The sequence below is a fragment of the Bacillus cereus group sp. N8 genome, assembly GCF_016483685.1.
GTDB classification, from domain to species: Bacteria; Bacillota; Bacilli; order Bacillales; family Bacillaceae_G; genus Bacillus_A; species Bacillus_A proteolyticus.
Genome location: NZ_JAEHBK010000010.1, coordinates 14,718 through 32,881 on the forward strand (window position 1 = coordinate 14,718; position 18,164 = coordinate 32,881).

Genomic DNA, 18,164 nt, shown 5'->3' on the forward strand with positions numbered 1-18,164 from the left:
CATGAGAAGGGATGGAGATAGAGTGTTACAACGTGTTGAGCATATAGAAATAGATCCTATAAAAAAAGTAATAAAGCATGCGACCGGTCTGAGTGAAGAAAGCTTAATTAAAGCAGTTTCAATGTATAAAAATGATCAGGCAGTGCTATATAAATATGGGAATAAGGGTTGCATAGGTATAGCGTTAATTCATACAAATAGAGCGAGAATGTGTCACATAGCTGTTGATGAAAAATATCGTAATCAAGGAATTGCACTTCAAATGATTAAAGAAATAATTAGGGAATATGAGTTAACATATATTGAGGCTGAGACAGATACAGAGGTAGTCGGATTTTACAAGAAATGTAATTTTAAGATTGAAAGCTTAGGAGAGAAATACCTGGGATTAGAGAGGTTTTATTGTTATTTAGAGAATGAATAAAATAAATAGCTCATCATTTGTGATGGGCTATTTCATATTAGTATAAATTAAGATTGCTAGATTGAAAGTTTTTCATTGCGTTCACTTTTTTATATTTATTTCAAATTAATATACCATAATTTAACTGTTTCCGATATGATAAAAACGATAGACGTATAGTAATCGGAATGATTAAGTTAAAAATTAAGAAAAATATGATAATATATGTATGTATTAGTTTAAAGCAAAATGGGGGAACAATCGTGAAAATGAATGAAATAGTGGCGAGTACAAAACTTCCAAATACAATCGAAACAATTACAAACGATTTAAAAACCTTAGGGATAGAAAAAGGAATGACAGTTATTGTTCATTCATCATTAAGTTCAATCGGTTGGATATCTGGTGGGGCAGTTGCCGTAGTAGAAGCGTTAATGAAAGTTGTTACAGAAGAAGGAACAATAATTATGCCAACCCAATCTTCAGATTTATCCGATCCAAAACATTGGTCAAGACCACCTGTACCAGAAGACTGGTGGCAAATTATCCGGGATAATGTCCCTGCATTTGACCCACGTATAACACCTACAAGGGCAATGGGAAAAGTAGTTGAATGTTTTCGTACATATCCGAATGTATTGCGCAGTAATCATCCGCTCAGTAGTTTTGCAGCATGGGGGAAACATGCAGAGGAAATTATAGCGAATCATTCACTTTCCATAAGTTTTGGGGAAGAATCGCCCTTACGAAAAATATATGATTTAGATGGATACATATTATTACTTGGTGTCGGATATGACTCCAATACATCCGTACATTTATCTGAGGTACGTACAGGTGCACGCGAGTTAATAAAGGTAGGGGCGCCTATTATAGAAGAAGGTGTAAGAGTATGGAAAGAGTTCGTTGAAATGGATTACGATTCTGACACGTTTGTAGAAATTGGAGTTGAATACGAACGGAAAGGAACAGTTACGCGTGGGAAGATAGGGAATGCGACTTGCCGTTTTATGAGGCAACGTGATGCAGTTGACTTTGGAACAGAGTGGTTTCGTGCGAAAAATCAGTAAGGGATGGTTATGATGAAAGGGAAAAAAGTATTAATTACGAGCGGCGGTTGCCTAGAAAAATGGGATCAAGTACGCGGACATACAAATTTGGCAAAAGGTACGATTGGAAGAATTATTGCAGAAGAGCTAATGACAAAAGGAGCAAATGTAATATATTTGCATGGCTATTTCGCTGAGAAGCCAATGGATGTAAATAACCAATTAGAATTGCATCCATTTGAGGGGATTATTGACTTACAAGATAAGATGAAGAGTATTATTACACATGAAAAAATTGATGCGGTTATTATGGCTGCTGCTGGCTCAGATTGGGTTGTCGAAAAGATTTGTGATCAAGATGGAAATATTCTTAATATGAACGGAAAGATTTCCAGTGACATCGCTCCAATTATTCATTTTCAAAAAGCACCAAAAGTATTAAAACAAATAAAGAGTTGGGATCCAGAAACGATACTCGTTGGCTTTAAACTGGAAAGTGACGTAAATGAAGCAGAACTTATTGAAAGGGCGAGTAAAAGGATGGAAGATGCGAAAGCGAGTGTAATGGTAGCAAATTCACCACATTCATTATATTCTCGCGGCGCTGTGCACCATGTTATTGGACAAGACGGTAATGTGAAGTTATGTAATGGGAAAGATGAAACAGCAAAAGAAATTGTCATTATGTTAGGGCACTTATGTAATCGTATCACTTCTATGTAAATTTAAGCTTTTAGAAAGAGATGCAGTCGCATAGTATGTAATGGAGTTAATATTAAATCAGTGAGGGAACTTATCCCTCACTGATTATTAAATCGAATTAATGGAATAGGCCATTAGCTGCTCGTAAATGTGTAATACATGTTATATGCATAATGAACATTTTGTGAGGAGTGGATTTTATGGAACATTTATTGAAGCAAGCTATTAAACTTAGAAATGAAAAGAAATATGCACAGTCTAGGGAGATACTTATAGGATTAACAAATTTTACGAGGGATGCAGAAGTACTATATCAATGTGCCTGGATACATGATGTAATGGGTCTTGAAAAGGATGCGGTTCCGTATTATGAACAGGCGATTGCGAACGGACTTGATGGTGAATCCCTTTGCGGTGCGTATATCGGTCTTGGCAGTACGTATCGTTGTATAGGGGAGTATGATAAAGCGATTACTGTATTAGAAGCAGGGATAAAGCAGTTCCCGGAAAATGACGTGATGAAAGTGTTTTTATCACTAGTGAAATATAACGTAAATGATCATGAATCCGCGATGAAATTATTGCTTGAAACGGTCGTAAAAGTAGAGGAAGTAAAAGAATTTGAACGTGCCATTTTATTTTATAAAGACCATTTAAATGAGGTTTTTGAATAGAGGAGTGAAAGCATGAATGTAACCATATCGCGGGATAGAACGAGTGTTTGGTTTGGGATCGTATCATTAATTATGTTGTCAAACTATTTATTGTATGCCCTTCCAATTGTACCAGCTGCTCCGAAAGAAGTCGTGCTTGGTTCGTTATTAGATTTTATGTTTGTAATTCCAGTCATCACATATTTCTTTATTATACGGAAAAGGTATTCGTTAACATATATGTTTCCTGTAGTTATAGCAGGATACGTGTTCGCAAGATTTATAATTCCTAGTGATTATTTACAAGCTTTTTCATTTGTTTCGTATGTAATAGTTGCTGGAGAAATTTTGTTCGTATGTTTTGAACTGTTTCTGATATATAGAATTATTAGAGTTCTACCTAAAATAATAAAACGATATAAAGAATATAGAAGTGGGTATTCTTCATTTTCTTATGCGATTGATCAAGCATTTGATGATACTATGAAAAGAAGTAAGTCAGTAAATATCATTCTTACAGAGTGTAAATTATTCTATTATGCTTTTTTATCGTGGCGTGTAAAAGTATCAGAAAGTGAATTCACATACACATATCATAAAAAGACCGGTGCAATAGGTGTTTATATCATGATTATTCATGCAACTTTAATTGAAAGTATCGGTTTTCATTATTTACTTCATCAATGGAATCCAGTAATAGCTTGGATTTTACTTATCTTAAACATATATGCGATGGTTTATTTTTTAGCTGAAATACAAGCGATGCGTAAAAATCCAATTATCGTTGCGGAAGAAAAAGTAATTATTCAAATTGGATTAGGAAAGAAAATCGTTATACCATTTACACAAATTGATAACATTGCGTTTTATAAAGGCGAACCTTTAAAGAAAGAGGTTCTTGACGCAACTGTTATGGAATTTATAAAGGAACCTCCAACTTTTGAAATAACGTTAAAAGAACCAATTAAAGCGCAGCTGTTATATGGATTTTCTAAAACAGTAAGTCGTGTGCATTTAAATGTGGATGAGGAAAGAAAATTTTATGATGCGGTTACTGAAAGGTTAAAACATATGAATGGTGGATAGTGAAAAACTCCTTCTAAATATGAAGGAGTTTTATTGTGTAATTGTAGACCGTACACTTCTTTATCGCTATATAAACGGATATAATTAAGACTAGAAAATAGCATAAGGGGAAACAAAAAATGAATAAATTACGAACGCCTAAAAGTGAAATTATAGAAAGAAAAATTCGGTATGACTCAACAATAATAGATCACAATTGCTTAATACTTGAAAAGAAATCTCAAAGTACCATGTTATTTCATGAGGTTCAGTATTCATTTACGATGAATACAAATGATTCGAGTTTAACAATCCCAAAAGGAAGTTACACCATTGCATACTACTGGGAAAATCGTCCGTACAATTTATACATATGGAGAGATAAGAACGGAATGTATTTAGGCGCTTATTTTAATATTGTAAAAAATACGCACATAACAGACGAACTAGTGTCATTTGAAGACTTAATTATTGATATTTTGGTACTTCCAAGTGGAGAATACTATATATTAGATGAAGATGAATTACCTGAGCCCTTAGAAAATTTTGAAGGTGGCTATGTGGATGAAGCTCTTTATGTTTTAAAGGAAGTAATTCAAAAGTCGCTTCCTCAAATGATTGTAGAGACAGAAATGGTGCAGCTAAAATAAAGTTTAATCGATTTGAAAAGAAAATACGTGTTTAATGAGAATGAGTAGTCTCAAGTTATATGATCTAACTTTTTGGATAAATCTAAGGTTAGAAGCATATTTCTTGGGATTACTCTTTTTTTGTAGGAATTTTGTTGCTTAGTTTTTAAATTGATTTTTAAATTTATCAAATAAGATTGACTGAATCAAGTTCAGTCGTTTATGATTGAATCAGATTCAGTCGTGGCAAAAAACATATTAGGAGATGACGTATGAAAAGAATATCAAAAGAACCAGATATAAGACGCCAAGAGTTAATGGATATTGGTTTTGAACTATATATGAAAAATGGTATGGGAGGATTTAGCATTAAGGATGTTGTGAATCGTGCGGGTGTAGCAACAGGGCTGTTTTACTATTACTTTAAATCTAAAGAAGATTTTGTTGATGAGACTTTAAATAGCTTCATTGTGAAAAATATGGAGTTAATCGAAGAAATACTTATTTCAAATGAACGGTCTGTAATGCAGAAGATGAAAGATTCTCTAGATATATTTTGGACATTTATTGAAAAATTAGCACCCTATAAAAATATGAGTTCGTTTCAGACGGAACAACATTTTCAACTGGAACAGAAATTATTCACACGAATGCAACCGTTAATTCGACAAGTAATTGAAGAAGGAGTGAAAACGGGGATTTTTTATACTGACAACTCATTATTAGCTTCTGGATTTATTTTATACGGTCTTAGCAGTATTGCCCATTCAGAAGTAAAGTTGAGTCTAGATACGAAGCAAGAAATGGTTAATTTAGTATTAACTACACTACGATACGATCAAAAAGAAGGTGAATATATATGAAGATTATTATTGATGGAAACAATATTTCGCAAGAGAAACTTACAAAATGGAAAAGAGAACGTATTAAAAAAGCATTAAATACATTAGGACATAAAGAGCCTGAAATAAATGATACAGACGCCATGATAAAAAAGCTAATGGAAGTAAAGATGGGATATTCATATAGTGAGATGTATGGTAAGTTGAAATCCAAACTTAGATTAAGTGGAATAGGTATGCGTATTTGTTCAGTTTTATCTGGCGATAGACGAAAATTTTCAAAAACAAGTATCTATTTAGACGGGATTACAGCAGAAGAAGCTATAAATGGAATTGATAGTTTTATGCTTGAACAATCACGTGAAAATAATCAAGTGAATTTATCAGCTTGTCCTGATCACTATGTACTAAGAACCTTTGGGGAAAATGAATTAGAGGTTATCGAAACTACAGGTAATTCTCCGTTCCCGGTTCAATTTTTCATTGTTTTTGGTGACGAAACGGGATTAAAAACACCTAGAGATAAGTCTTATCAATACCAATCAACAGGTGTTGCACGTATGGAAGATGGTACTATTATTGGTGGAGTTCGACATCAATTTAAAGATACTGATACTGGGATAGAAGTACGTCTAGTTGTTGAGTTCCCAGCACTTTGTCCTAATAGCCTTATTAACTCACATCAAATGCATTTAGCATGTGAGTTTTCTTATTGGTTACAGCGGATTAAGGACCATGAAAAATAGTAAGTGAAAAATACCTTTCAAATAAAGAAATATACTATTTTTATGAATATAAATCGAACTGTATTTCAAACAAACAGTAACGATGTTCAAGCAAATCATATGTGTCTTTTAATAAAACCCAGTTAACTTATCGAAAATACCTTTGGTTTTTTTATATAAAAAACGAATTTATTCATTTATATGAATCAGTTCAAGGAGGGGGAAGAAGTAGCAGAACTGTTATTCCTTTTATTAAAAGATGAGAAGCAACAAGAAAATAAAATCGTTGGTGAAATGATAGCTGATGCATATGCTTTAAAAAAATAGTGAGAAATAAAAAACTCGCAATTTTTTAAGCTTGCGGGTTTTCATCGTAAACAATTAATAAATATGGTAAAATTAAGAGGTAACTTATGGTACGGTTGGTTGTTCAATTATCACTTCTCCAGGTAGGAGGGGGGGTGATAATTCGTGAGTGAAATTGCGTTGCTGCTGCAAGGTGGACTGTTTCTCGTTGCATTGTTAACGTTTATTGTCGTCTTAATTGACAAGCTCAAAAAATAACAACCCACCTATGCCTATAGAAAGTGGGTTGTTGTGTTTGTACGAAACAAATAGGATAAATGAACAATCCAATCTGCTAAGTTACGTGGACTAGTGTGTAGCCGCACACTAGTCTTTTTTATTTATATACAGTTTTTAATTGTTTTATGTGATTGTATTGTTCTTTTCGTACTCATTATAACACAGTGTCTTTTCATGAAGAAAGGAGACCGTATGTTCTGGTATCAATTAAATAGAAGGTTTAGTTTCTTTAAACAGCCCGTCCATATATTGTTTTAAGTTTTCTACAAAAAATTCTTTTTTGTCTACATTATTTACGCCGACAATTGGTGATGGAAGAGCGTACCTTTTTTCTGATAAATGAACAACAACATCAAAAATATCAAATAGGCGAATGAAGCAGAACAGCCCGTCTTTATCACTAAGTAAAATAAAGTAATGGTTTTCACTCGTTGTATTTAATGTATTCCATAAAGAACTTTTGCTTAAGTCACGGACGATACTCTTTTCCTTTAATTCCATGAAATCGGCATTTAATAGAATGTTAGAAATATCAATCGCATCTGGATCGTCAAAGTAGCCATCAATTGTTTGTACAGCAAAAGTATAGGCCATTTTTAATACACTCATTTTATATTTACGGTTATCTAAAAGTAATTCACGTTGAATAGAACTAGCTACTTTTGTTACACGCTCTTCTTTCCAAATTTCATTGTGTAGTGAAATATCGTGCTTTTTACATAGTTTCATAATTAATGCATTGGAATAAAGTATTTCATCACTTACTTCGACAACATCCGTTTCAGCGGCTGCCAGCTCTTCACCGTGTTCATTCGTATAGAGAGGGGAGTCGATTTGTTTTTTCATTTGCTCAATCTTATATTGACTTAGCTTATGCCTAATTAAAGGACGGTCAACATTTGTTGTCATATGTTCATGACAGGAATCACAAATGGAGTTTGTGAAATAATATCCACATAATATCTCTGGTATGACATATTGTTCACTAAGTTCTTTCGTATTTTTTCTGCAAATGATGCATTGTGTCATATTTATCACCTTTACCTACAAATTTGTATGTAATCTCATTGTAGTGTATTTAATGGTATTTTGGAATATTGTAAAGGAAAATATTATGTAAAATTCATGTTTATTTTGGTACAATGAAAAGAAGTGCTAGTTTAAAGGAGGATGTTTTTTTGAAATCGAAAGTGCACTTTTGGACATTAGAAGTGCTGATGGTTGTAGGAATTATATTTATTTGCACAAAAATATCGTTTCTATTTCAACCGATTGGTATCTTCATATCAACATTATTTTTCCCAATTTTAATCGCGTTATTTTTATACTTCATTTTTAATCCATTGTTAGTCTTTTTGGAGAATAAAAAAGTACCGAGAGGTTTAGCGATTTTACTATTGTATCTTTTTATCATCACATTAACTGGAGTTGCTATTGGAGTAGTCGTTCCAACGATCTCACAGCAGCTAATGGATTTAGTGAAAAACATGCCGACTTATATAAAAGAGGGAAAAGTATACATACAAGATCTATCCCATCATAAATTATTTGAATGGCTATCTACACAAAACTACGTTTCCATTGAAACAATTGAGAAAAATGCAATTGAATACTTAAAAGAAATACCAAACACAATTACGTCGAGTGCAACGGCTTTATTTGGTATTATCACGAACGTGGCATTAGTTATTTTTACAGTACCGTTCATTTTATTTTATATGTTTAAAGATGGACATGCATTTCCAGGAAAAGCCGTTAGTGTATTACCAGAGTCTTACCGTGAAGAAGGACTTCGTATCATAAAGGAAACGAACGAAACATTATCTGCATATATTCAAGGTCAAGCGCTCGTTTGTATGTTTATTGGTGCCTTTACATTTACTGGTTATTTAATCATCGGTTTACCGTATGCTTTTGTTTTAGGGATTATCGCAGCACTTACAAATATAATTCCGAACTTAGGTCCTTTTATCGGAGCAGCACCAGCTGTTATTGTAGGTCTATTCGTATCTCCGATGCAAGCTCTGTACGTAATTATTATTGTAACAATTGTACAGCAGTTTGAAAGTAACATCATATCTCCACGTATTATGAGCTCGAAATTAAACATTCATCCGTTAACGATTATTATCCTTATTTTAGGGGTAGGGAACTTTGCTGGAATTATCGGAATGATTTTAGCGGTGCCTGTTTATGCAGTAACGAAAACAGTTGTTTCGAACTTAGTGAGATTGTTTAAAACGAAACGAAGTAATCGGAAATAGAAAAAATTAGGGAAGATACACCGCTGAAAAAGTGGTGTATCTTTTCAAATTTTTAGAGTGTATGAAATGCGTATTATTATATATTTTTTACACATCAAATTAACTGCAATGCATGTATAAAGTATTCCTGTTAAACTACGTGGAATCCCTCTGAACTATCCAAATCATTTCTTTACACCGCGTTATTAACATCATAATCGACTCCTTTCGTTTCTAATATAATTTCAAATAATTATAGGTGAGTGTAGTACTTGCTTCTACGATCACGAATTTCATCTATAATCTTTTTATACTGTTTCTCTTGTTTTACTTCATCTGCAGATATAGTTTCTTTTTGAATCGTAATGGTTAAAAAGAAAAGGTGAAACTTCATACATGAATTCCTCCTTTCAAATCGGAATTACAGGTGACTACAATAATGACTTTGTCGTTCTTTGACGTTGTCCATAGCCTGTTCAATTTGTCGGTCATGAAGCGTATCAGACTCAGATAGTTTGTTTTTTTGAATGGTAATCGTTAAAAAGAATACTTTGAATTTCATTGGATTTTACCCCTTTATAATTTATTTAGTAAAGACGATTGTAATAAGAGGACTGGCGCTCTTTCACTTCGTCCATAATGTTTTTGATATGTTGTTCACGTAAGATTTCAGCTTTAGTAAATTTTCGTTTTTGAATGGTGATAGTTAAAAAAATGCTTTAAATTTCATTAAGATATTGCCCCTTTATAATTTATTTAGTAAAGACGATTGTAATAAGAGGACTGGAGCTCTTTCACATCATCCATAATATTTTTAATTTGTTGTTCACGTAAAATTTCAGCTTTTGAAGGTTTACGTTTTTGAATGGTAATCGTTAAAAAGAAAGCCTTAAATTTCATTAGGATATTGCTCCTTTTAAAAAAATTTTAATACATTTGTGTATAATACGAACTTTTAATGTCCGTTATTTTATCCATAGTTTGTTTTAATTGTTGTTTACGTATGATTTCAGCTTCAGATAACGTTTTTTTCTGAAGTGCTGTCGTAAAAAAGAAAATATGAAAAGTCATAGACGAATTCCTCCTTTCGAAAAGGAATTACAGGTGATCACAATAAAGCACTTGGCGCTCCTTAACATCATTCATAGCTTTTGCAATTTGCTCATTATGAAGAATTTCAACTTTGGAAAGTGTATTTCTTTGAATCGTAATACTTAAAAACAATACGCTAATAGTCATCGAATGTTGCTCCTTTCTTTAAAAAATAATGTATGAGACTAAAAAATCGCACAAAAAAGCCACAGGAAGATATCGTTCTCCTATGGCTGGGCGTGAAAAAGCCACAGGAAAGTATACGACCTCCTGTGGCGAATTTATGAATTAATAGAAATAAAGTACGATTTTCAATTCTCCATTAGGGTGGTCGAATTCATATTTAATTGTCCAGAAAACACAGGTGCAGTTAACGCTAAAGTTAAAGCATGTAATTGTAATTTCATCATTTCCTTCGACCTCCTTTTAGAATATTTTTCTTACGTTAGTAAGTATATACAATTAATGGATAATTGTAAACATAAAAATTGAAAATTTTTAATTTTGATTAAAATGCGTATATTTTAAAGGGTTTTTAAGGGATACATTGTATAGATTGGATAATAAATAGAACTTGGGGGTGTCTAATGAACTATATGAATAGAATAGCAGGTGTTATGCTAACAATTTTATTAGTTGTTACCGCTTGTTCTAATGGGGAACAAATAAAAGAAATATCACGTATTGAACTTGGGGCTTTTAAAAAATATACGGGGACATACGTTGGAAATAATTCCGACGTTATTGCGATTGTTACAAACTTACCTGGTGGTGAAACAGTTCAAAGTTTAAATTTAGAAAATGAAAATATTAAAGTGGAATATGGTGCAAAAGAGAATGGAAATCTTACAGAAGAAATGATTGAGACGTATTGGTTTGATGGGAAGGATACGATGAAGAAGAATTTTCTCTTTAATGCTATTTATCTTGCAGTTTTAGTACCGAATGCGAAAGGGTATGAGTTTCAGATTGAAAATCAAAGTTTTGCATTGGAAAGAGAAGAACTTTTACCCATACTGTATAAAGAATTTAATGATTTGCCAAAGGATGATCTTATATGGAATAAGGGAATCGTAATGAACTTCTTTTACGGTAATCAAGAAAAAATAGAAAAGTTAGTTAATAATAAAGATTTTCGAAAGCAATTTTTTGATGAACATCCTGTGCGGGAATCTAAGTGATATGGAGGAAGCGATGGTTATTTAACGATTGAAAATACGGACATTCTTTAAAGGGAGTCATTCAGTATCGAATGATTCTTTTTTTGATGAAAATTATGGAAAAAATATAACGTTGTGATATGGTTAATCACATAAGTAATGAACCTAAGAACCTAAGGTGGTGAAATTGTGAAACCTACTCTAGAACAAAATAAATTAATATACTTACAAATTGCAGAAACGATTGAATCTGATATTTTAAAAGACATATTGCTTGAAGAAGAACAAGTTCCATCAACAAATCAATTTGCGAAAATGCTACAAATTAATCCAGCTACTGCAGCTAAAGGGGTAAATGTATTAGTGGATGAAGGGATTTTATATAAAAAGAGAGGGATCGGAATGTTTGTTGCAAAGGGAGCAAAAGAAGTCGTACTAAAAAAAAGACAAAATACTTTTATGACCGAGTATTTACCTAAAGTGTGGGAAGAAGCAAAAGTACTAGAAATATCAAAAGACGAATTGATGGACATGATACACAAAATTACGAAGGAGGGGAAAGAGGGATGATTGCACTTGAAACGAAAGATTTAACGAAAAAATATAAAAAGAAAGTAGCAGTAAATGAAGTAACGATTTCATTGGAAGAGCATAAAATATATGGTTTGCTCGGTAGAAACGGAGCAGGAAAAACGACACTATTAAATTTACTTGCAGGACAAATTATTTCAAGTAATGGAAGTGTATCTATATTTGGCGAAAATGTTTTTGAAAATAGTAAAGCGATGCAAAATATTTGTTTTGTTAAAGTGAAAGAAGCTGCATACCTAAATAATAAGGTTAAAGAGATTTTTAATTTATGTAATATGTTTTATAAAAACTGGGATCAAGAGTTTGCTGAAGAACTTGCTAGGAAATTTCAACTTAATTTGAAAGAAAAATACCATAAATTATCGCACGGAATGCAAACTGTTGTAGGAATTATTCAAGGATTAGCAAGTAGAGCACCAATTACTATTTTTGATGAACCAACTACAGGTTTAGACGCAGCACATCGTGAGTTGTTTTATAGTTTACTATTAGAAGATTACGGTGAGTATCCACGAACCATTATATTATCAACACATTTAGTAGAAGAAGTAACTAATATTATCGAAGATGTAATCATCATAAAAGAAGGAAAGCTGGTTGTTCAATCATCAGTGGAAGATTTATTACAACAAGGTCATATTATTTCAGGGAAAAAAGATAAAGTGGACGAGTTTGCAATCAATAAAAAAGTAATAAATCGAGAAGTTTATGGAAATAAGGGGATTGCTGTTATATGGGAAGAGCTTTCTAATGAAGATTATTACTCTCTTGAAAAAGAAGGGTTAGTAATTGATAGAATTACATTACAAAAACTATTTATTCACATAACGGGTGGTGAAGTGAAATGACGATGTTAATGAAGCAGTTGAAGTTACATATAAAATATCATTATAAAGCCATTCTTATCTTTTGGACTGTAGCATTACTTATAAAAGGGACAATGACGGCAACTGATTTAAAGGGAATAAAGGTAGCATTTTTACACGATATCTTTAATAATTCATCAATTGCAATCGTAATGTTTATTGTGATAAGTGTGTTTCTTATTCAACTTGATATTTTTCCTACAGTCGTCTCGTTTGGTGTCACTAGATTGCAATTCTTGATTGGTTCAATATGTTTTATTTTATTGCAATCCGCATTGTTTTCAGGTCTTCAAGTTTTATTTTTACAAGGTACATTTTATAAAACAGAACAGATAAATTTCGGATCATATGCAATTGAACAATTCTTTGTGCAGTTCATATTTTATAGTACATTAGCTTGTTTATTTCAATCAACAACAATTTTTCAGAAGAGATTTAATTGGTTTGGATTAGCTTTTAGTATTATATTTTTATTTGGATTGGCGAGTACAATGTATGCAGGAATAGGAATAAAAGAATTGGTATTTATTAATAGTAAAATGTTGCTAGAAATACCTAATTTCATATCAGTTTCGATTGTTCTTATTTTCATATATATTGTAATTAGCGCTCTATTTATTCGTAAGGTTTCGTTTGAAGATACGATATAAATTCAATTATTTCAAGAGAGAAGGAAGAGTAAATGGGAGATACTTCTTCATTAATAACCGTCTTTTTATGCATAGCATTGCTGATTTTTTGGCGTCGTTATCGCTCCATGCACAAGCCAATAAAGGGATCGGGAAAACGTATTTTATGGCCATTACTATTTTTAACACCAGGTATTGTATGGTTTTTAGGTCCCGTACATCCAGCTATATTACAAGTAATTATAGCGGTATTCATTGGTGTAATTTTCGCTGTGCCACTTATAGTTTTAACAAATTATGAGCGGAGAGATGATGGGAATATTTATACGAAAAAAAGTGCTGCCTTTTTAATTACTTTTATTGCACTTGTCGTTTTAAGATATGGTTCAAGACAATTTATTGTAGATTTAGATCATCAAACGATAGGTTTATTATTTTACGTAGTTGCAGTATCTTATATTATTCCGTGGAGAATTGCGTGTTATATAAAGTTTAGGAAAGTTTGGCGCGAGAATAGTAATCATGCGATATAAAAATAAAACTTCTCATTTGAGAAGTTTTTATTTTTATAGACTATTTGCTTGTAATACAAGTTTCGAAACATCTTTAGCTGAACCAATTTCAAATGCTCTCATATGAGCATTTACTGCACGTTTAAATTGCTCTGTTTGTGGAGTCGATCCTACTTCATCTTCTAAATCTTGAACATGTTCAAGTACAAGTTTTAAATCATTGTTAATAACTGTTACATCTGCTTGAGTTAAATTATCACCACTCATTGATTTCCACGTATTAATGTCATTATTTAATTGATTAAGTACATTTTGTATATTTTTTTAGATTGAGAAGAATCGGTAGTGCTATAGTTAGTAACGTCCGCTTTAGTTTGTTTATTAGCAAGTTCTTCTTTCTCTCTTTGAATATTAGCCGCTACAATTTCATCCTCTTTTTCAATGTATTCAGGGACTGACATGTTATGTTTTTGAGCCATTTTTTCAAAGTGTTCGAGAACAGTTTTATCTTTTGAAAATTCTATATCAGTAGGTTCATGAGATTGATATTTTACGCCATATTGTTCATAAATAAGCATATTCACATTTTTGCCGTCAGCCATTTTTAATACATTTTCTTTTGGTTGCTCTGTACTAGTCATCGTCTTTTTTTGTTCTGAGGCTGTTGATGTAGTTTTTGATTGTTTTACATTAGCAGTTTCTTTTGTCTTTTCTTCTGTAAAACCACTAAATGCAGTAAATAGAAAAAACAAATATATTGCGCTAGCAAAAATCATTTTCCATTTTGTTTGACTACGGTATCCGAGTATTTTATTAAACCATTTACGTTTGATTTTTTCTATTTGAATAGAAGTATTTGTTTGTAGAAGTTTTTCGATATCTTTCGTTTGTTCGGTTGGAATAAACTCGAATGTTTTATGTATGCTTTTAAACATCATAACAGCTTTAATTAAGTATTGGTCAATTGAAAGTGTATCGAATTCTTTCAAGTCATATATTGCTATACTTGAGATTTCTTTCGTTTTTGATATGAATTTGAACAGTTGAATATGCTCTTTATCAATAGCTGCATAACCCTCTTTACTAGTTACGATAATGGGGGAGGAAGTATATAGTTTAGCTATAGCTTGTTTTGCTAACTAGGTTTTTTTTCTTTTTTACTCAATTATGGTCCTCTTAAAAATAATGGGATTTAGTCCGACGTTCAGTATAACAAACATATGCAGTCGTTTTAATGAATTTCATGAAATAGATTTTGGTAACTTTCACCTGTTGTTATTGAAGAGGCGATGTTCTTGTTTTATGATTAAAAAAAACAGAAATAAAAGAAGTATACTAAGTGGAGGAGAAAGAGATGCGTACAATTCTACTGTTTTTACATAACATGCCCATTGATGAAATAGAGAGTATGAGAGAAAAGCATGATCCTTTATTCGGATTAATTCGACCGCATATAACAATTGTATTTCCATTTGAAAGTTCCATTTCGAATGATGAGCTGAAATCACATATTTTGAATTTGGCAAAAGGGATAGGAGAAATTGAAATTGAGTTTGCAAGTCGTATAACAAGTGTGAGAGACTATTTGTTTTTAGGAGTTGAAAAGGGGAAAGAACAAATAGAAAAACTACATGATAAATTGTATACAGGCCCCTTATTACGATTTTTAAAAAGAGACATTCCGTACATACCACATGTAACAGTCGGAAGAGAAAGTAGCCCTGAGTTAGCAACTGAAATAGCGAAGGAGATTCCTAGTTTTCATGAGAAGTTGAAGTGTGTAATAAATAGAATTAGTGTGGAACGAATTGGTAAGAACGGAGAATCAATTATTGAATTTGAAGTACCATTGCAAAAAAGCTGACAAAAGTCAGCTTTTTTATTTCATACCATGAAGTAAAGCACCAATCGCACCACTATAACCGCCGTCTCGTAAAAAGACTGGTATTTTGTTTTGATATTCTGTATAGCTACTAATAATATTTTGAAGATGTACGTTATTACATAGAGTAGAACCGATGTAAATGATATGGTCAATATTTTTCGCTTCGGCGAATTGAAGGCTTAATGCTGTGACGACTTCACCGACAAGTCCTTGAACGGTAGCGAGTATATCTGAACTACTATAATTTGAGTCTGTAATGGTCGCTTTTCCGAAATTGCTAGCAGTTAAGTTATTATCAATAGGGGAGAGAATCCCGCCATAAATATCTCCAACTGTAATATCTAGACTTTTTCTTGAACCAATTTTCGTAAGCGGAATCACATCTTCAAAATGATCTATATTTGTTAATAGTTTTGAAAGACCCATAATAGTACCACCGCCAACTCCAGTTCCACCAGCGCGAACGTATTGCTTGTCGTGAACGTAGTGAATGGAAGTACCTGTACCGATATTTGTTAATACAAAGTTGTTAATAGCACGTTTTTCTTCTTTTAGTATGTATCGTACTCCTGCTAAAGTAGCTTCAAACTCGTTTAACTCTACTATTTCATATGAACCTGAAAGTAGTTGTTCTAACTGTTTAGCTTTACCACCTGTAATGCATAATTGTGTAATTGAATTATTATTATGAAGCCATTCTTTAATTCTTTCTTGTTCATATGAATAAAATTTTTCAAAAACTAATTTGTTCATTTCGTTAAAGTAAGCAATTTTTGTTAATGTTCCCCCAGCATCAATACCAACAACATTCCGCATTTTCCTACTCCTTACTATGTAATATGTTTAATCAGCTTGATATATTAATAGCTTTTCAATGGTAACGATTGATTGACCGTTTACAGAGGCAATTCCTTTTCCAAGAATAAAACCTCGTCTGTTACGTGTTAATTCATAATGTAAGTCAAGTTTATCACCAGGATACGCATTTGCATGAAATTCCACCCCATCTAAAGAGGAGAGGAAACCAAGTCCTTCAGATTCACCTGTACTTACAAAAGCACTAAGTTGGGCAAGTGCTTCTACAATTAACATATGAGGCATGTAGTTTTGACTTTCATTAATAAACCATTCGTTATTTGTAATTAGTTTGTATCCTGTAGCTGATTGTGATTCTTTAACGTTTGTAATTTTATCAACCATTAAAAATGGATAGCGATGGGGAAGAGTATCTTTAATATTCATACCGTACCTCCAGGAATAATAATACCCCTGCTAAAGTTAAGCAGGGGAGTTACTATTAATTTTTAACTAATTCTTCTATTTTTTCAATAGAGAAAATACCGCTATTTTTAATGTTTTCAACTGCTTCTTGCAATACTACTTTATCTTGAACTAGTGCAATACGTACAAAGCCTTCGCCGTGAGGACCGAAAGCATGACCTGGTGTGACAACGACATTCGCACGATCCATAAGTGCATAAGCGAACTTTAGAGAGGTCCATCCTTTCGGAATTTCAGCCCAAACGAACATACTCCCAGCGGGTTTATCGACATTCCAGCCAAATTGGCGGAATCCATCTACTAAAGTATCTCTACGTTCTTGGTAAATTCCACGGTTTTTCTCACAAAAAGAAGCGCCGTGTCGTAATGCAGCGGATGCAGCTTTTTGAATTGGTAAAAACACGCCGTAATCTGTATTAGACTTAAATTGCGTAAGCGCACCGACGATTTCTTCGTTACCAATCATATAACCAATACGGCTACCAGCTAAACTATAACTTTTAGATAAAGAATTAATTTCAACGCCAACTTCTTTTGCGCCAGGTACAGATAAGAAGCTAATTGGCTTTTGGCCATCAAAATAAAATTCAGCATAAGCAAAATCATGGACAACGATAATATTATGTTTTTTCGCGAATGCGATTACTTCTTTAAAGAAATCTTCATGAGCCATTGCTGGAACTGGATTCCCTGGGAAGTTCAAAATCATCATCTTAGCTTTATTGGCAATTTCTTCAGGGATAACTTCTAAGTTAGGTAAGAAATCATTTTCTTTCTTTAATGGCATGTAGTAAGATGTTGCGCCGGCCATTTGAATTCCTGTTTCATAAGCCGTATATCCTGGATCAGGAACTAATATAATATCTCCCGGATTTGCAAAAACCATCGGTAAATGAACGAGTCCGTCTTGTGAACCCATTAATAATAAAACTTCTTTTTCAGCATTTAATATAACGTTATGAGTGTTGTTGTAATATTCAGTTACAGCTTCGTGAAATTCTTGTATGCCTGTTAATGTGTATCCATAGCTTTCTTTTTCACTCGCCGTATGTACCATTGCTTCTCTTACGAAATCAGCAGGAGGCATATCAGGATTCCCGATACTTAAATCGATCATTTTATGACCTGCTGCAATTTTCTCTTTTTTATAGGCCCCTAATTCACTAAATATAGAAGATTGGAATGCTTTCATTCTAGTTGCTAACGTGTAAGTCATCAAAACCCCTCCTAAAAACAGTGTTTTCTTTCTGCG

27 protein-coding genes and 2 pseudogenes are annotated in these 18,164 nt (G+C 32.7%); 17 read left to right on the forward strand and 12 right to left on the reverse strand.

Translation table 11 applies throughout. The features are described from left to right. Positions 1-22: 22 nt before the first annotated feature. The 10 genes and pseudogenes from JDS80_RS15890 to JDS80_RS31470 all read left to right on the forward strand — a co-directional run bounded on the left by JDS80_RS15890 (position 23) and on the right by JDS80_RS31470 (position 6,632). On the forward strand, positions 23-424 hold the full coding sequence (locus tag JDS80_RS15890) for a GNAT family N-acetyltransferase (RefSeq protein WP_199639238.1): 402 nt from the start codon (positions 23-25) through the stop codon (positions 422-424). A 248-nt stretch (positions 425-672) separates the two neighbouring features. Beyond that, positions 673-1,473, forward strand: a complete 801-nt coding sequence (locus JDS80_RS15895; protein ID WP_199639327.1) for an AAC(3) family N-acetyltransferase — start codon at positions 673-675, stop codon at positions 1,471-1,473. 12 nt (positions 1,474-1,485) lie between these two features. Beyond that, entirely contained in the window at positions 1,486-2,175 is a 690-nt protein-coding gene (locus JDS80_RS15900) for a phosphopantothenoylcysteine decarboxylase domain-containing protein (protein WP_199639240.1), read from the forward strand. 179 nt (positions 2,176-2,354) lie between these two features. Continuing rightward, the gene (locus JDS80_RS15905) at positions 2,355-2,828 is read left to right on the forward strand and encodes a tetratricopeptide repeat protein (protein WP_199639242.1); all 474 of its coding nucleotides are present in this window, start codon (positions 2,355-2,357) and stop codon (positions 2,826-2,828) included. A 12-nt stretch (positions 2,829-2,840) separates the two neighbouring features. Continuing rightward, a complete protein-coding gene (locus JDS80_RS15910) occupies positions 2,841-3,893 on the forward strand; it encodes a hypothetical protein (protein WP_199639244.1) in 1,053 nt (350 codons plus the stop codon). 119 nt (positions 3,894-4,012) lie between these two features. Continuing rightward, positions 4,013-4,522: a ribonuclease FAU-1 family protein gene (locus JDS80_RS15915; protein WP_199639246.1), complete on the forward strand. Its 510-nt coding sequence runs from the start codon at positions 4,013-4,015 to the stop codon at positions 4,520-4,522. Between the two features lie 251 nt (positions 4,523-4,773). Further along, the gene (locus JDS80_RS15920; protein ID WP_097830462.1) at positions 4,774-5,364 is read left to right on the forward strand and encodes a TetR/AcrR family transcriptional regulator; all 591 of its coding nucleotides are present in this window, start codon (positions 4,774-4,776) and stop codon (positions 5,362-5,364) included. Further along, positions 5,361-6,089, forward strand: a complete 729-nt coding sequence (locus tag JDS80_RS15925) for a hypothetical protein (RefSeq protein WP_199639248.1) — start codon at positions 5,361-5,363, stop codon at positions 6,087-6,089. Before JDS80_RS15920 ends, JDS80_RS15925 begins: the two co-directional genes overlap by 4 nt. Before the next feature lie 192 nt (positions 6,090-6,281). Then, a pseudogene (locus JDS80_RS15930) lies at positions 6,282-6,395 on the forward strand (alkanesulfonate monooxygenase); the annotation flags it as partial. A gap of 144 nt (positions 6,396-6,539) precedes the next feature. Continuing rightward, positions 6,540-6,632 (forward strand): putative holin-like toxin, encoded by a 93-nt coding sequence (locus JDS80_RS31470; protein ID WP_001289319.1) that lies wholly within the window; start codon positions 6,540-6,542, stop codon positions 6,630-6,632. A gap of 228 nt (positions 6,633-6,860) precedes the next feature. On the opposite strand, the gene JDS80_RS15935 is transcribed toward JDS80_RS31470, so the two are convergent. Beyond that, positions 6,861-7,682 (reverse strand): HNH endonuclease, encoded by an 822-nt coding sequence (locus JDS80_RS15935; RefSeq protein WP_199639252.1) that lies wholly within the window; start codon positions 7,680-7,682, stop codon positions 6,861-6,863. A 149-nt stretch (positions 7,683-7,831) separates the two neighbouring features. Here JDS80_RS15935 and JDS80_RS15940 point away from each other — a divergent pair, with 149 nt between their 5' ends. Next, complete coding sequence (locus JDS80_RS15940) at positions 7,832-8,917, forward strand: AI-2E family transporter (RefSeq protein WP_071746287.1); 1,086 nt, start codon at positions 7,832-7,834, stop codon at positions 8,915-8,917. 232 nt (positions 8,918-9,149) lie between these two features. Here the strand turns inward: JDS80_RS15940 and JDS80_RS15945 are convergent, their stop codons facing one another. The 6 genes and pseudogenes from JDS80_RS15945 to JDS80_RS15970 form a co-directional block, all read right to left on the reverse strand. Then, entirely contained in the window at positions 9,150-9,290 is a 141-nt protein-coding gene (locus JDS80_RS15945; protein ID WP_071746286.1) for a YrzI family small protein, read from the reverse strand. Between the two features lie 27 nt (positions 9,291-9,317). Further along, positions 9,318-9,458: a YrzI family small protein gene (locus JDS80_RS15950; RefSeq protein WP_000669808.1), complete on the reverse strand. Its 141-nt coding sequence runs from the start codon at positions 9,456-9,458 to the stop codon at positions 9,318-9,320. A 25-nt stretch (positions 9,459-9,483) separates the two neighbouring features. Then, a pseudogene (locus JDS80_RS15955) lies at positions 9,484-9,626 on the reverse strand (YrzI family small protein). 26 nt (positions 9,627-9,652) lie between these two features. Continuing rightward, positions 9,653-9,796, reverse strand: coding sequence for a YrzI family small protein (locus JDS80_RS15960; RefSeq protein WP_071746263.1), 144 nt, complete (start codon positions 9,794-9,796; stop codon positions 9,653-9,655). A 27-nt stretch (positions 9,797-9,823) separates the two neighbouring features. Beyond that, positions 9,824-9,967 (reverse strand): YrzI family small protein, encoded by a 144-nt coding sequence (locus tag JDS80_RS15965; RefSeq protein ID WP_098890406.1) that lies wholly within the window; start codon positions 9,965-9,967, stop codon positions 9,824-9,826. A 27-nt stretch (positions 9,968-9,994) separates the two neighbouring features. Next, positions 9,995-10,135, reverse strand: a complete 141-nt coding sequence (locus JDS80_RS15970) for a YrzI family small protein (RefSeq protein WP_002147210.1) — start codon at positions 10,133-10,135, stop codon at positions 9,995-9,997. 440 nt (positions 10,136-10,575) lie between these two features. Here JDS80_RS15970 and JDS80_RS15975 point away from each other — a divergent pair, with 440 nt between their 5' ends. The 5 genes from JDS80_RS15975 to JDS80_RS15995 all read left to right on the forward strand — a co-directional run bounded on the left by JDS80_RS15975 (position 10,576) and on the right by JDS80_RS15995 (position 13,767). Continuing rightward, positions 10,576-11,169 (forward strand): DUF4825 domain-containing protein, encoded by a 594-nt coding sequence (locus tag JDS80_RS15975; protein WP_071746261.1) that lies wholly within the window; start codon positions 10,576-10,578, stop codon positions 11,167-11,169. A 168-nt stretch (positions 11,170-11,337) separates the two neighbouring features. Next, on the forward strand, positions 11,338-11,718 hold the full coding sequence (locus JDS80_RS15980; RefSeq protein WP_071746260.1) for a GntR family transcriptional regulator: 381 nt from the start codon (positions 11,338-11,340) through the stop codon (positions 11,716-11,718). Continuing rightward, positions 11,715-12,587 (forward strand): ABC transporter ATP-binding protein, encoded by an 873-nt coding sequence (locus JDS80_RS15985; RefSeq protein WP_071746259.1) that lies wholly within the window; start codon positions 11,715-11,717, stop codon positions 12,585-12,587. Before JDS80_RS15980 ends, JDS80_RS15985 begins: the two co-directional genes overlap by 4 nt. Then, positions 12,584-13,255, forward strand: coding sequence for a DUF4052 family protein (locus JDS80_RS15990; RefSeq protein ID WP_071746258.1), 672 nt, complete (start codon positions 12,584-12,586; stop codon positions 13,253-13,255). The genes JDS80_RS15985 and JDS80_RS15990 overlap by 4 nt, the downstream gene beginning before the upstream one ends. Positions 13,256-13,287: 32 nt before the next feature. Then, positions 13,288-13,767 carry a CcdC family protein gene (locus tag JDS80_RS15995; RefSeq protein WP_098890405.1) on the forward strand — a complete coding sequence of 160 codons (480 nt, stop codon included), beginning with the start codon at positions 13,288-13,290 and terminating at the stop codon, positions 13,765-13,767. Between the two features lie 33 nt (positions 13,768-13,800). Here the strand turns inward: JDS80_RS15995 and JDS80_RS31475 are convergent, their stop codons facing one another. Beyond that, positions 13,801-14,013, reverse strand: a complete 213-nt coding sequence (locus JDS80_RS31475; protein ID WP_242477367.1) for a hypothetical protein — start codon at positions 14,011-14,013, stop codon at positions 13,801-13,803. Positions 14,014-14,039: 26 nt separating this feature from the next. Further along, complete coding sequence (locus tag JDS80_RS31480; protein ID WP_242477368.1) at positions 14,040-14,735, reverse strand: hypothetical protein; 696 nt, start codon at positions 14,733-14,735, stop codon at positions 14,040-14,042. Between the two features lie 365 nt (positions 14,736-15,100). Between JDS80_RS31480 and JDS80_RS16005 the strand changes: the two genes are divergently transcribed. Next, positions 15,101-15,610: a 2'-5' RNA ligase family protein gene (locus JDS80_RS16005; protein WP_071746256.1), complete on the forward strand. Its 510-nt coding sequence runs from the start codon at positions 15,101-15,103 to the stop codon at positions 15,608-15,610. Between the two features lie 15 nt (positions 15,611-15,625). On the opposite strand, the gene coaW is transcribed toward JDS80_RS16005, so the two are convergent. The 3 genes from coaW to JDS80_RS16020 are packed head-to-tail and all read right to left on the reverse strand — an operon-like array spanning position 15,626 to position 18,128. Beyond that, positions 15,626-16,447: a type II pantothenate kinase gene (gene coaW, locus JDS80_RS16010; RefSeq protein ID WP_071746255.1), complete on the reverse strand. Its 822-nt coding sequence runs from the start codon at positions 16,445-16,447 to the stop codon at positions 15,626-15,628. 27 nt (positions 16,448-16,474) lie between these two features. Next, positions 16,475-16,873 carry a 3-hydroxyacyl-ACP dehydratase FabZ family protein gene (locus JDS80_RS16015; protein ID WP_071746254.1) on the reverse strand — a complete coding sequence of 133 codons (399 nt, stop codon included), beginning with the start codon at positions 16,871-16,873 and terminating at the stop codon, positions 16,475-16,477. A 55-nt stretch (positions 16,874-16,928) separates the two neighbouring features. After that, positions 16,929-18,128: an LL-diaminopimelate aminotransferase gene (locus JDS80_RS16020; RefSeq protein WP_142347593.1), complete on the reverse strand. Its 1,200-nt coding sequence runs from the start codon at positions 18,126-18,128 to the stop codon at positions 16,929-16,931. Positions 18,129-18,164 lie beyond the last annotated feature (36 nt).